The organism is Bacillus cereus, assembly GCF_007678085.1.
In the GTDB taxonomy this organism is placed as follows: Bacteria; Bacillota; Bacilli; order Bacillales; family Bacillaceae_G; genus Bacillus_A; species Bacillus_A cereus_BE.
Map to the genome: position 1 here is coordinate 370,613 of NZ_VEDW01000004.1, position 14,933 is coordinate 385,545.

A 14,933-nucleotide genomic window follows, 5' to 3' on the forward strand; every position below is an offset into this window, starting at 1 on the left:
ATATTAACTTTTTTCTTTCAATACTATTAAATCACTACTGCATACCACGTTACCCCAATAAGTAGTACGAAAAGAAGAAGAATATAAATAGTTGATAAGTTTTTCACATTTCTCTTTGTAGACTTGCCGTAATTCTCCTCCACATTTCGTGCAACTAGCACGGTCCCAAACAGCGATCCAATTACAATAATAACCACTAGTGAAATTGCAAAAACCATTATATTTTCACCTCTCTAAAGACAAGCTATTTTAATAAAGAAATTCCTCATTAAAACGTTAATAACATACTACCTTTCTTCTCTTATCATAATGGATGTTCGCAAAAAACGGACCAACCACTTTCGTGTTTTTTTGCTCATCCACTTTGAAAATAAAAAGCAACTGATCCCGTATGATCAGTTGCTTTTTAGCAAAGTTAATTATATTCATTTTCACTTGAAATTGATCCGATTTAAAAGTTTAGTCTTTTCATAATGAAACATCGATTGAGATAATTCGAAAATTGTCCCGTTTACAAGACAAACTGTATTTTCAATAAGAAGCGCCGGATCACCTTCATTTAATTCTAAAAGCTTTGCATTTTCTTTATTTACTTTTTCACAACTAATTACTTTATCGGCAAAACCTATGTTTAATCGTAAATCTTCAATAAAATAACTGTATACAGAGCTTAATGCTATTTCTTCATTCAAATATGGAATAATATCCTTTTTGAAATAACTTACTTCAATAGAGAATGGTTTTCCATCTACAATTCTTAAACGCTTCAAAAAATATATCCTAGTTCCAGCTTCACATTGCATCCGCTTTGCGATCTCTTCGTCCGCACCTATTACTTCAAGTTCTAACACTTTCGTTTCAATATTTTGCGAAACGAGATTTTTCGTTAATCCACGCAAACTTCCTAAATTAATATAATCTGTTACAGAAGTTTCGCGTAAAAACATGCCACTGCCTTGCACTTGAAAAATATAACCTCTATTCACAAGCTGACTAATTACTTTACGTATCGTATTACGGCTTACTTCAAATCGATTCATCAACGCTTCTTCTGTAGGTAGTTTTTTCGTTTCATTAAAAATCCCGTCTCGAATGTTTTGCTCTAACACATCTGCAATTTGTTTATACTTTGCACTCATACACTGTCTCCTAAAATACTCTTTTATCTGTTATAACTCTTCTCCTCTCGTTTCAATCACATGTTTATACCAATGAAACGAAAGTTTCTTCTTACGTTTTAAGTTATCATTATGATCGACAAAAATAAAGCCATATTGCTTTTTGTATCCATTTAACCAACTTAAAAGGTCAATCACTGACCATGCATAATAACCTTTTAAATTGATTCCATCTTCAATTGCACGCTTTATTACTTTTAAATGCTCTTCAATAAATTTAATTCTCGGAACATCTACAATTTCTCCGTCAATGATTGGATCTTCATCACCAAGTCCATTTTCCGTTACATACATCTTTATGTCACCGTAACGCTCTTTCAACATGTGTAATCCATCTAAGAAACCTTCGGGAGATATTTCCCATCCCCATTTCGTATATGTTTTATCATCCATTTTAACTGTTCGATAAAAACCATCAAAAGAAGGATTACCTGGAGCAAGTGTTGAGTTTTCTCGAGAATGCTCCCCGTCATTTATATCCATATCGTATCTTTCTACTCGTATTGGTTGATAATAATTTAAGCCAATAAAATCATTCTTTTCAGCATTTTGTTTAATGATTTCTAATTCTTCAACCGTCCAATTAGGAGTCCATCCTTTTTTCTTTAATTGTTGTACAACATAAGACGGGTACTCACCTTTTAAAACTGGATCATAATACCAATACGTTTCATATTCATTCGCATGCCTTGCTGCCAGTATATTTTCTTTTTGACCATCCACACTATAAGCAGGTAAGAAAACATGTGTAATCCCAATTTCCCCATATTGTTTCAGCTGCTTGTACACCGCAACTGTTTTCGCATGTGCATAAAATACATAATGCGTCGCTTGAAAATACTTTGGAACATCATTTTGTATTCCTGGTGGATGTGCTCCTTTTAAATAACCTAATCCACAAAACATTACTGTCTCATTAAAAGTAATCCAATGTTTAACTCTATCACCAAATGCCTTAAAACAAATTTCTGCGTATTTTACGAAAGCTTCTGCTGTTCGTTTATTCGTCCATCCACCATCTTTTTCCAACGGTAATGGTAAATCCCAATGATATAAAGTGACAAATGGTACAATCCCGTATTTTAAACATTCATCAATTAATTTGTTATAAAATTCGATTCCTTTTTCATTTACCTCTCCATCTCCAGTCGGCAATATTCTCGCCCAAGAAATAGAAAAACGATACGATTCTAACCCCATCTCAGCCATTAAGCGAACATCTTCTTTATATCGGTGATAATGATCAACAGCTACATCACCATTTGTTCCATTGTATGTTTTGCCAGGAATTTTTGAAAACTCATCCCAATTCGTAACACCTTTTCCATCCTCATTCCATGCACCTTCTACTTGATAAGAAGCTGAAGCAGCTCCGAATAAAAAATCATATGGAAACTTCATATTATATACCTCCATTTCATTATAACAAATCAGATTTATATACACATATAAAATTTATAGGTACAAATTTTATATGTATGATTATATCGTATATTTTTATTTTTTTCTATCATGAAAGTATGATATCTAATGTTGGATTTTGGAAAACAAAAAGAAGCGACGTATTTTATCGCTTCTTACTCTCATCATTTTTATTCTTTTATAAGTGACTTATTCGCTCTTATAACTTCTTGATACAACAATGGTGACCAATTTTCATTTATATAGTCTTGAATGATCCACCCTACTCTTGTAGGATTCTTTTGTTTTATATGGTTTGCAATTTCAGGGTTTATATAAGAGGCGTAGTAATATGGACTATTCCATGCTGTACCACCAGAAGACAAGCTTGTAAAATTTATATATAGATCATTTAAATCCTCACTATTGTTAATCGTTTCATTTATCGTATCTTTAATAGATTTTATCTTTTCATCATAGCCCACTTTATATTTATCTTGTACTGTTACATTTATATTTTGATTTACAGTTGTCGTAAACGTCTCATTATCTGGCCAATAAAAATTATTATATCCTCCAGATTCATTACTACCATCATATCTTTTTAGTAGTACAATTTTCCCACGAGCATCTCCCAACTTTATATTTCCTTCTGTTTTTAAAAAGATAGGATCAACAAAATAACTTTTTTCAAACGTATTACTAAAGGAACCCTCTGCTCCTTTCATATCCTCATACTCTTTTTTTAAAGACATAATAATCGTTTCACTTGGGTTATCTTTTAAAAATTGTTTCGCTTCGTTTATGAATTCATGCAGTGTTACATAAAGATATAATGGCCCATGATGAAGGACTATCGTATTATCATCTGTTAAACGTCCTCTTATATCAAAAATACGAGCTCCATGATCCATTTGGTAACGAAAATCATATTCTTGCGTCATTCCCCATACTTGCTTTATTGGATTTTGTAATTTGAACGTCCCGCTATCATGTGTTCCTGGAATTGAAATTCGTGCTAATGGGATATTATCAGGTATAGGTTGCATCCACTTTGACCAATTTTCAAGCTCATTAACAGGGCTAGCTGCAACGACTCGCTTATCATGTAAAGCAAATACAAATGTGATAAATATCATACTACATATGAATAATTTCAAAATAAAATTATTATTGCTCACTATTATTCCTCCTTTTTCTGTTTTATATCAAACTTATTGAATATAATATAATCTAGTTCATAAAAAATAAATAACATTTCATCATTATGAAATATTGCATAGAAGTAAAGTTAAAAAATCATTCACATATATTAAATTAGAAAAATTCAAAGGAACTTCAATGTATTTTCGTATGCAATATTTCATATTCGGACTCTACACTAAATAAATAAGAAACTTATAATGATTATTTATTTTATATGTGCTAATATACTTACATTAAAATATTACATATAGACATTCTGAACTACATTACTTAATCGTTTCACCTTAATTTTTTCTAGGAGGATTTACAATGAAGTTATTAAAAATAAAACATATAATACCTTTATCTGCAGCTGCAATTACATTCGTATGTAATCAAGGCACAGCTGAAGCATCTACCATTCATACAGTAAAAAAGAATGATACACTTTGGGACATTAGTAAACAATATGGAGTTTCCATACAATCCATTAAACAGGCTAATAATAAAGGAAACGATCAAACTTTTATTGGTGAGCAGTTACATATTCCAGGGTCCACGAACTCAAATGAAATTACCGTTCGTCAAAAAGCCAGACCTGCGAACATTTCTGGACAAATTATTTATCAAGTACGACAGGGAGATTCATTAGAAACGATAGCAAAGCGTTACAATGTTACCGTTCAATCTATAAAACAAATTAATAATACAATCGGAAACAAACTTTATACAGGACAACATTTAAAAATTAACTCAAGCATTTCAGAAAAAGAAAAAGACTTAATGGCACGCTTAGTTACCGCTGAAGCAGGTGGCGAATCCTATAAAGGTAAAGTAGCTGTAGCAAAAGTTATACTAAATCGTGTAAACGCAAAAGGGTTTCCAAATACAATAACAGGCGTTATTTATGAACCTATTAAATATGGATATGCATTTACTCCTGTTACAGATGGAAGAATTAATCATCCTGCAAGTCCAGAAGCAAAAATGGCAGTAGAAGAGGCTATCTCCACGAATGGAATACATTCTGATTGGCTTTATTTCTATAATCCGAAAACATCAACAGACAAATGGATTACGACACGTCAAACAGTAGCAGTAATTGGTAACCATGCGTTTGCTAAATAAGAGTTGCAATCATTAACAGACCTCTTTACTTAAAAGGTCTGTTTTTTTGTATGTAACAATTTATTTATCATATGACATAGTGATTTTTAAAAACTATTCTTTCAAACATTTGTATTTACTCCACCACTTTGAGAAATTAAAAAAGCATCAGGTTCAAAAACTACCCCTTTCTTAATAAAAGCTATTTCTTAACTTCATAAAATTGTTATACACTAGAGAAATAAAAACAAACTATTCGTTAGCAGGTGAAAGAATATGTATGATGTTACAATTATCGGCGCTGGAGTAAGTAGCATTTTCATGGCTTATTCACTAGCTAAAAGTAACAAAAAGATTTTAATTCTTGATAAAGGTAAAGCGCTAGAAGATCGTCATTGTCCTTTAGACGAAGGAAAAGCGTGTACTTGTACTACATGTGCTAAATATTTCGGGTTTGGTGGTTTAGGAAAATCTGAAGGGAAATTTAATTATACAAACGGATTTGGCGGCGAACTTGAGCAAAAAGTCGGTAAAGAGGGCTTTATACAGCTAATGGCTGAAGTAGATGAAATTCTATGTCTGTTCGGAGGAAGTTCTGTCTCAAAATATTCTACGGAAAATCCAACTCTCAATAAGAGAGCTGAATCGTGTGGTTTGCAAATGCTAACAACAGAAGTACGGCATCTTGGCACTACCCTATCAAGTGAGATTTTTCAGCAACTCTATGAGTTTTTACTTACGAAAATAAATATACAATTTATTATAGATGTGCAACATATTATGAAACAGAAAGATCATTTTACAATAGAGACAAATGAAGGAACAGTTCAATCTAAGCAACTAGTATTTGCAACTGGACGTTCCGGAGCGGATTGGTTAAAAGAAATGTGCACTTCTCTCAATATTCCTCAGGAACAAACTCGTGTAGATTTAGGTATTCGAGTAGAGATGAAAGAACACCAATTACGTTCTATATTAAAAGATACATTTGAGACAAAACTTTCTTATGATGATGAACACTTCACAGCAACTACGTACTGTATGAATCCGAAAGGACGCATCATTAGAAAGTACGAAGAAGGTCTAGTTATGCCTGACGGTCAAAATTTTCGAGAGAACGGAACTGGTACATCTAACTTAAATTTCACTTTATTTATCCCGCGCTATTTTTCAACTCTCAAAGAAGCAAATATATACGCAAGTTCAATCATTAAAAACATTAACCAAGGAAGAGATCGGATTGTTATTCAGCGCTTAGAGGACTTACTAAATGAACAACCTACAACAGAGAACGTCATGAAACATAACCGTATACAGCCTACACTACAAGGAGATTATGGAGATTTGAATACAGAAATTCCTTCTTTATATATTGAAGGACTTAAAGAGTTTTTATTACGATTAGAACAATTCATCCAAGAACCGATCGATACAGATACTTTATTATATGGAATCGACGGAAAATTCTATGCTCCTACGATAAAAATCAATAACCATTTTGAAACAAGTATAAATGGGCTATTTTTAGTTGGAGATTGTTCGGGCGTCACTCATTCCTTATCTCAAGCTGCTGCAAGTGGGCTGTATGTTGGAAAATATTTATCTCATATTTAATTTCTTTCATTAAGATTGCAATCAAATGTTTTAACTTCCATAGTAATAACTTACTATGCTCCCGCAAAGGATCGGGGTTTTATGAGATACATATTTAACAAAACCATATATGTGCAACTATTGACATTCAATTCTAATAAATTGAATGTCAATAGTTTTAAAAGCCTCTATTCATTTCCACTTTCATTTGTTCGATATTTTGTAACATCATCATAGTGTTTAATATGTTAGGATGTCTATAAGTATTTTTTACTACAACTATGACTTTTTCTGTTCTTTTTCTAAAAAATAGATTTATGCTTTAAAATTCCCCATTGTACGTATATGAATACTTCATATTATTACCTTTAGAAAACATAAGCGAAATGCTACCTTACACTCTGATAGTTATGAAAATATAATATATAACACAAGTTAAATAAATTGTATAAAGAAGGTGTAAAAATGAAAAATAAAATCAATTTACAAACGCAAAATATAAGCTTTGTTTTAATAATTGCTTTGGCAGTATGGTTAAAAACATATCTTATTACAAGATTCAGTTTTGATTTAAAAATTGAGTCTTCTACACAAGAGCTTATTTTGTTTATTAGTCCTCTCGCTACATCATTAGCTTTTGTCGGATTAGCATTATTTGCAACTGGTGAAAAGCGAAATTATATAGCACTATGTATTAATTTCTTATTAACAATCGTACTCGTTGGGAATGTCATGTTCTATGATTTTTATAATGATTTCGTAACGTTACCAGTACTTGGACAAACATCCAACTTTGGTCAATTAGGCGGAAGTATTTTAGAAATATTGAACTATAAAATTATCCTCGCTTTCGTAGACATTATTTTCTTCTTTATTTTGTTAAAGAAGAAGGCACTGGTCTTCCAAACAGGACGTGTAACTCATCCAGCACGCTTCGTATATTTTCTCTTAACGATTGGTGTATTTTTTGCAAATCTACATCTTGCAGAAAAAGAACGACCTGAACTATTAACGAGATCATTCGACCGAGTCATGCTCGTTAAAAATTTAGGACTATACACTCATCAAGTATATGATTTAACACTGCAAGTAAAAGCAGGATCACAAAAGGCACTTGCTGATAGTAGTAAATTACAAGAAACTGAAAACTACGTAAAGGCAAACCAAAGTGAGCCGAATCCTAATATGTTTGGTACAGCGAAAGGGAAAAACGTAATTGTCGTTACTCTTGAATCCCTGCAAACCTTCTTAATAGGCGCCTCAGTTAACGGGCAAGAAGTTACACCATTCTTGAATGAATTCATAAATGAAAGCTATTACTTCGATAACTTTTTCCACCAAACTGGGCAAGGAAAAACGTCCGATTCTGAATTTCTAATCGATACGTCGTTATATCCATTAAATCGAGGAGCTGTATTTTTTACACACGGTAACAATGAATATACTGCGACTCCAGAAATTTTACGTCAACAAGGTTATTTCACTTCTGTCTTCCATGCGAATAACGCAACATTTTGGAATCGTAATATCATGTACTCTGCTCTTGGTTATGATCGTTACTATAACGAACTTGATTACAAAATTACGCCCGAAACAAATTTAAATTGGGGATTAAAAGATATCGAATACTTTGATCAATCAGTAGATATATTAAAAACTGTTGATCAACCATTTTACGCTCGTTTCCTTACGCTAACGAACCATTATCCATTTACGTATGATGAAGATACAAAATTCATTGAACCATACAACTCTGGTAATGGCGTATTTGATCGTTATATCGTAACAGCACGTTACTTAGACGAATCCATTAAAAAATTTATTGAGCGTTTAAAAGCCGAAGGAATGTATAATGATTCTATTATTGTGTTATATGGTGATCATTATGGTATTTCTGAAAAACATAATCGTGCAATGGCACAGTTTTTAGAAAAAGATCAAATAACAGAATTTGATACTTTAAATTTACAACGCACACCTTTATATATTCATATGCCTGGCCAAACAGAAGGTCAAACGATTTCAAAGCCTACGGGACAAATCGATATGAAACCTACTATTCTAAATTTATTAGGGATTGATACTACGAACGATATCCGTTTTGGTCATGATATGTTTTCAGATGAATATACCGGCTTTGTCGTTTTACGTGATGGTAGCTTTATTACAGACAAGTATGCATACACAAACAATACTTTCTATGACCGCATAACAGGTGAAATTGTAGATTTACCAAAAAAAGAAGCACAAGCACTCATTAACCGTGCACAAAATGAATTACGAATGTCTGACAAAATTATTGAAGGCGATTTATTACGTTTCTCAGAAAGTAATAAAATGAAAACTGGCGAAGTACAAACTAAAATTAAAGAAACTGAAAAATAATTTAAATATGAAAAGGGAGCAACTCATTACAGTTGCTCCCTTTTACTCTCTTATGACATATGATGCAATGTCATATAGAAACCTCATATATTTTACTTTTATTCTACGCTTGTTTCTAAAGTTACATCTGTATAGGTATGATCATCACCAATATTTAAAATTACTTCACCTTGACGTAATCTCAATTCAAAGAGCATGATTGAATCATGGTAGACTTCAGGATTTGATTTCATTTTATGTAACATCTCTTGTTTTTCTTGTATTTCTAAATGCGTGTTTTCTACAGCTTGTTTCAAGGAGTTAAATGGATTCCTAAAGAATATATGAATATCCCGCTCTTGCGTGTTTTCAAACAGCTCAAATTGCAAGAAAAATTTCTTCATAATAGAAGTTGTTACCTCTGTATAATCTTCATTTTCTACATACTGTTTATATTTGTTATATAGCACAGCTTTGTTTTTAGGAAGAACTCCAAACAATTTACCGGCACTCTTCAGTAAAAATTGTGCTGGCGTAAATCGACGTAAAATATTTACTTCATCCATTTGTATTCTAGTCGTCATTCTGTCCGTATCTCTGCGCCAGTCATCAAGCACTTTAAAATCACATGCTAACTGTATTCGATTTTCTCCAAATAAAGAATTAAGTCCTTCACTAAGTTCTTCTAGGTATGATTGACTTTGAAGGAGCTCATTATTAGAAGTTGCAATCCAATTTTGCATAGAAAGAGCAAGATTAGGTAATACAGTTTGTTCTAAATATTTATGCACTCTCTCATTCATTGCTTTATTTAGTTCCGTATCAATGTGCCCAAAATTACTTTCTTCACTAATTAAATCAGAACAACTCTGTAATATCTTCGGAATATTTTCAGTAAGATCATTCGTAATTTCCGTTTTCATTGTGCGATATGACTGTGTAATGAAATGAATTTTTTCCTTCTCAAAAGCAGTAAGATTATTAATGCTACCATTTAGTTTCACTAGCATATCTTCATTCCAATTAATCGCATCCACTAGATTATTTTCTTTCTCAACACGTTTATCCAAAAGATATGTAATTGTTTTTCGAATGAAGAACAATAGCTTTTCAGTACGTTCTGTATCGATATTTTTATGATTAAAGTTAAAATGAATAAATTCAGTTAAATCATTCAATTGTTGACTACTTGTATATAACGAAGAGTAAGGGAAAATTCTCGCATGCGGGAAATATGTGTTTATTCTCGCTTGCGTATCATATAATACTCTTTTCACTTCTGCTTCACTGTAAATGTTATCAATTTTATTTAATAAGAAATGAATTTGTAAATTTGGTGTATGTTCTTGAATGCTTAATAGAATGTCACGTTCTTTGTCGGTAAAAGGTGAATCCGCATTCAATACGAATAATAATTCGTCTACAGAGTTTAAATATTCGAATATCTCATCTCTAGTGTCGTTATTCCTATTAAAACCAGGTGTAACTACAAATGTAAGTTTATTTTCACTTAAAAATTTGCATGGTAATTTAAATTCAACACATGCTCTATCTCTATATGTTTGATGGTGTTGAGACATCATATTATAGTAATCAGAGACATCTTCCGTTGTTGTAATTGCAGAGTCTGTTATGGCGTTAATTTCTGTATGAGCATCATTTTTTAAAACTACCACATTTGAAATTGATTTTTCTACTATATTTTCTCCTAATATAGAGTTAATAAATGTAGTTTTTCCGTTCCCTGAAGTTCCTGTTACTAAAATGCGATTTGTGCTTAAATCTGCGAGCTCGCCAACTAACCATCTAAATCGATGACCCATTTCGATATTATGCTCTTGTGCCCACTCGGTAATAGATTCAAAAAGATGCAAACTATACTCTAAGCCATCCACATGATTAATAGAATATAACAACAGGTTTTCCGCATGTTTTATATTTGCTGAATCTATTTTAGAAGGGAAAATCTCATCCCACGCCAATACAGCTGCTGATGGAAATACAGCATAAGATGGATTGACTACCTTTAACCAATTTGTTAACAAATTTGGAATGATGTCGTGCAATTGTTTAAGCTTATATTGACCTTGAATTAATTCAAAGTACGTTTCTTCGTAAAGAGAAGAAATTTTGTCCCATATATCGGACGAATGTATTTCAATATGTAAGAAAAATTCATTTATTGTGTTAAGCCATAATAAGTAATTTTGTTCATTTTTATAACTGTTCCAAAGTGATGAAACCATTTGCGTAAATTGTACTTGATCCACATTATTTAACGTAACTAATACTTCATAGAAATAATCTGGTGAAATATGTTTAGTAAATCTTTTATCGATATATCCTTTTAAAACCTCAAACCACGGATAAGATTCTGTTCGAATTAACTCATTCACAGCAAGTTCTACTGCACTATCAAAATCTTGCTGCTCCTCATAAAAGGAACGGGCAATTTTTGTGACATTTGGATAATCTGGATTTAAAGAAACTGCTTCTTTAATAACAGCGAAAGCGGAGTCAAAATTATTTTGCTCTATGTAAAGAGAAAGTAATTGTAGTCTAATTTCTGTCATCAATATTATATTATCAGTAGTAATAGAAGTATAAACATTTTCAGCAACTGACAATTGATTAAGCTCGAAATAAGCATCCGCAATATTTTTCTGTGCCCATGGTGCTAATTCATTATTAACTTTCTCCCATTTAAAAATAGCTGCTTCAAAATCTTGATGCTGATAATAAAATTCACCTTGTGCAAAACGAATATAAGATCCATCAGAAATCTCATTTCTTTCTTCGTTTACATAAACTTCTCCAAGCACGTCAATAGGTGGTTTTGTTTCATTCTCCATTAGAAATGTTTCATAATACATCTTTTTTATTAATTGTTTTTCTACTCTCATCTTTTCCCCCACTATATCTTGAAAATACATTTTTAAGATATGTCAATACTTTTTGTATGTATGCTTTTTATCTTAACAAAGAATATCTTTTGGAAAATTTCATTTTCCTTTCATTTTTCAAGTTAGATTGAATTTTTATGAGAAAAGTTTCAGTTTTTTTTCAATTCCCTTTCAGTTATGAAACAGCATTAAATGTTCCTAATAACCTAATAACACTATAATCTTCCGCATTATATTATCAGGAAAAACCTATATGAATCATATTATAAAAACAATTTATAGCGAATATATATGCGACATTCCCTTCACTAATAAATGAAAGAAATCATTATCATATATTTCTCACATTCTTTTCCTTTGAAATATTTCAGTAAGTAAGGAATTAAATTCCATTAACCTCTATAAATAACTAGTCCAAAAAAAATCTATATGCATATCATGTTATAGTAAAGAATTCAGGAAATCCTAAAAGGAGGCATTTTCATGTTTGAAGATAAATCTAAAATAAACTACCCATATGAATTTACTGAAACTACAACAATCCCACTAAAAAATCCCATCAATAAAAACTTCAAAAACGGCTCTGGTACACATACTTTCCCAATTAAAAAACACTATAAAGAACAAGTGTTATATACGGAAAAAATTAACAATAATAAAAATAAATAACCTTATAGACTCTTATAACAATTAATCGAATAAGAATCTACATTAGACCCTGCATAGTTATAGGTAATAGAAAAATCTTTCTTATACAGCTCATGTACTTTTAAAAAGTGCTGATATACAGCGCTTTTTTATACATAGATAATAGAAGAACAAAAGAGGTATGGATATTTTCCACACCTTTTTTGTTCTTTACTATTTATAAATAAAGTACGCCCATATTTATTTACCTAGTAGCACTTTATTGGCTCCTCTAGAAAAAATATAAACTAGTTTCTTAACCAATGCTCCTACCAGCATAATTTTAATCGTTGAAGTCATTGAAAAAAGGAGTAGCTTTATGATAAATCACAAAGTTAAAGAAGCACCCAAGAATTATATAGACTATTATTGCTCTAATATATATATTCAAAAATTCACCAAACATTGTTTCAAAGCTACTTAGTTTTCGTAAAATATTTTTTGTTTCCGCTGGAACGGATAGGCTTTAATCTCATCTGTATCTAAATTTTCATGAAATAAATGAATGGCTATAATTTGTCTACAATCGTAAGTATGATAATAATATGTTCCGGACTCCATACACATTACGCTTGTATAAATGGTATTATCTAATGCACCTTCTTCTGTTATTACTCCGCCTTTAGGAACCTCGCAATTTGATAAAATATGAAATAGGGCCGATACTCCCTCTTCTTCACTATCTATACATTGAATGTTTTGTTTGCCATATGCTGCCCGTACAAACCTTGATGGCGGGGTGAAATCCCCTGGAAGTCCCATTGAGCCCGAGCCCTGACCAAAAGCACTTAATGGTAAGTTACTCCACTCAGTTGGCGCGAATGGCTGCGATTTAAGGCCTATATATTGTCTTAAATTTTGTAAATGCCAATTAAACTCCGGACTATTCGTCATCACTCCTAGTGGGTTATCATACAATTTTAATCCTTCACTTGTCGGCTCTAGTACAATGCAATCTCCCCATTTATCCGCTAAAATCCAATGTAGTGGTGGCGTAAGTCCTAAATCCGGTAATGGTATATCCAAAAAGGTAAGGCTGTCTACAGATTCCTTTAACTCTTTGACAGAATTGAATTGTGTCAGACTCCAAGTTACAAAATCAAATGGAGCCAAATTCGTTTTGTTGTCATCTATACTTTGACTATAAGTAGCGAATCCTGGAAAATAGAGTGTTGCACATGTCATACCTGCTTCATTTACTCCGTCCGCCATAATGATCCTTCCTTGATGATTAATACCCATTCCGACCGTAGCATGTTTCGTATTAATGATTTCACCAGTTATATTATTCCACTGGTAATGTCGAGGAATGATTATTACTTCTTGATTCATATCTAATGTGAAGTCCATCGTTCTTGCAAAAAGATGCTGACCGTTTTTTGTCTGTAATGTCAAACTCGTACACATAAAGAACACCCCGTTTTATGGTTTTATATACACTTTACATAATTCTGATAAATCTGTAAATTAAAACCCTCTGTCCTTACAAAAAATTGAGAAAGCACATATATATTACAAATAGGTTATCTCTAGTTTATAGTTGCAAAAGAATTATATGAAAAGGAGCGACTTGTTACTATCGTTCCTTTTTATTTCTCACTATATTTTATTAAAATAACTGTAGAGAACATTGCTATTACGTATTTATTTTATTTTCTTTTAACACATATAAATAATACTAGGCACTTTCAAACCGTTTCAAATAACTGGGAACGAACTTTTTCTCTTTGAACATTAATTGTCAAAAGGGAAAAAAGTTCACTACTGGCAAATCGCATAAGAACTGGATTCTTCGAATTAGTTGCACACTTTTTACCTTTTTTGTTAAAAATTCCACAAAAATAATTATATTCCCTCTCTTTTCACAAAAATATAATTGATTGTTTTTCACAACCATACAACACAGCTATTCGTTAAATAAGTGTTTACTGCGAAAATTGAAGTTCTTAATCATTCCCTACTATTACTATTCCTGTAGATTGACTTAATAGTACTAACATAAGTAACAGAGTAAGCCTCATTTAATACAAGATATTATAAAAATTTGTTATCAATTTTCATATATATTTTTTTAAAAACCTGATTTCAAATGCATATCCCCCCTTTTTTTGATGTTTTTTTGGAAATATATCAAATACTAATTTATAAAGTAGGAATAGTCACTAGCCTTTTTCAAGCACTTTTATATGAGTATTATAATTAGAAAATATATCTATATATGGAGAAAACGGATTATTATGTTATAGTAAACTTAAATATGTAATAATAGGAGACTAGAAAATGAAGAAAAAATCATGTTTATTTTCGTGCCACTAATCATTATTGGACTTATAGGAACCTGGTTTTATCAAAATTATCATCTTCCATCTCAGTATGTTGCTGCTATCCCTAGTTATATAGATCACTTTAAGAAAGAAGTACAAAAACAAGCTGAAGTTATGAAAGAATTATCAACAAGTGATATTTTAGAAGCTGTAGACAGTAAAGGTGTTTTTTCTACAAAAGGATCATAAAT

General features: G+C 31.6%; 11 protein-coding genes. 5 read left to right on the forward strand and 6 right to left on the reverse strand.

Annotation, left to right across the window (positions count from 1 at the left end; all coding sequences use genetic code 11):
- Positions 1-26: 26 nt before the first annotated feature.
- The 4 genes from FS742_RS19095 to plcA form a co-directional block, all read right to left on the reverse strand.
- Positions 27-218 (reverse strand): hypothetical protein, encoded by a 192-nt coding sequence (locus FS742_RS19095; protein WP_144614434.1) that lies wholly within the window; start codon positions 216-218, stop codon positions 27-29.
- A 213-nt stretch (positions 219-431) separates the two neighbouring features.
- Positions 432-1,139, reverse strand: coding sequence for a GntR family transcriptional regulator (locus FS742_RS19100; protein WP_144614436.1), 708 nt, complete (start codon positions 1,137-1,139; stop codon positions 432-434).
- A gap of 30 nt (positions 1,140-1,169) precedes the next feature.
- Positions 1,170-2,579 carry a glycoside hydrolase family 1 protein gene (locus tag FS742_RS19105; protein ID WP_144614438.1) on the reverse strand — a complete coding sequence of 470 codons (1,410 nt, stop codon included), beginning with the start codon at positions 2,577-2,579 and terminating at the stop codon, positions 1,170-1,172.
- Positions 2,580-2,770: 191 nt separating this feature from the next.
- A complete protein-coding gene (gene plcA, locus FS742_RS19110) occupies positions 2,771-3,760 on the reverse strand; it encodes a phosphatidylinositol diacylglycerol-lyase (RefSeq protein WP_144614440.1) in 990 nt (329 codons plus the stop codon).
- A gap of 334 nt (positions 3,761-4,094) precedes the next feature.
- On the opposite strand from plcA, the gene FS742_RS19115 reads away from it, so the two are divergent.
- The 3 genes from FS742_RS19115 (at position 4,095) to FS742_RS19130 (ending at position 8,849) form a co-directional block, all read left to right on the forward strand.
- Positions 4,095-4,892, forward strand: a complete 798-nt coding sequence (locus tag FS742_RS19115; RefSeq protein WP_144614442.1) for a cell wall hydrolase — start codon at positions 4,095-4,097, stop codon at positions 4,890-4,892.
- Between the two features lie 255 nt (positions 4,893-5,147).
- Positions 5,148-6,485: an NAD(P)/FAD-dependent oxidoreductase gene (locus FS742_RS19120; protein WP_144614443.1), complete on the forward strand. Its 1,338-nt coding sequence runs from the start codon at positions 5,148-5,150 to the stop codon at positions 6,483-6,485.
- A 444-nt stretch (positions 6,486-6,929) separates the two neighbouring features.
- The gene (locus FS742_RS19130) at positions 6,930-8,849 is read left to right on the forward strand and encodes an LTA synthase family protein (protein WP_144614445.1); all 1,920 of its coding nucleotides are present in this window, start codon (positions 6,930-6,932) and stop codon (positions 8,847-8,849) included.
- Positions 8,850-8,947: 98 nt separating this feature from the next.
- Here FS742_RS19130 and FS742_RS19135 read toward each other — a convergent pair whose 3' ends face one another.
- Positions 8,948-11,731 carry a dynamin family protein gene (locus tag FS742_RS19135; RefSeq protein ID WP_144614448.1) on the reverse strand — a complete coding sequence of 928 codons (2,784 nt, stop codon included), beginning with the start codon at positions 11,729-11,731 and terminating at the stop codon, positions 8,948-8,950.
- A gap of 483 nt (positions 11,732-12,214) precedes the next feature.
- Between FS742_RS19135 and FS742_RS19140 the strand changes: the two genes are divergently transcribed.
- A complete protein-coding gene (locus tag FS742_RS19140) occupies positions 12,215-12,400 on the forward strand; it encodes a hypothetical protein (RefSeq protein ID WP_000461128.1) in 186 nt (61 codons plus the stop codon).
- A 438-nt stretch (positions 12,401-12,838) separates the two neighbouring features.
- Here FS742_RS19140 and FS742_RS19145 read toward each other — a convergent pair whose 3' ends face one another.
- Entirely contained in the window at positions 12,839-13,825 is a 987-nt protein-coding gene (locus FS742_RS19145; protein WP_144614450.1) for a choloylglycine hydrolase family protein, read from the reverse strand.
- An 887-nt stretch (positions 13,826-14,712) separates the two neighbouring features.
- Here FS742_RS19145 and FS742_RS19150 point away from each other — a divergent pair.
- On the forward strand, positions 14,713-14,931 hold the full coding sequence (locus tag FS742_RS19150; protein ID WP_098320490.1) for a hypothetical protein: 219 nt from the start codon (positions 14,713-14,715) through the stop codon (positions 14,929-14,931).
- Positions 14,932-14,933 lie beyond the last annotated feature (2 nt).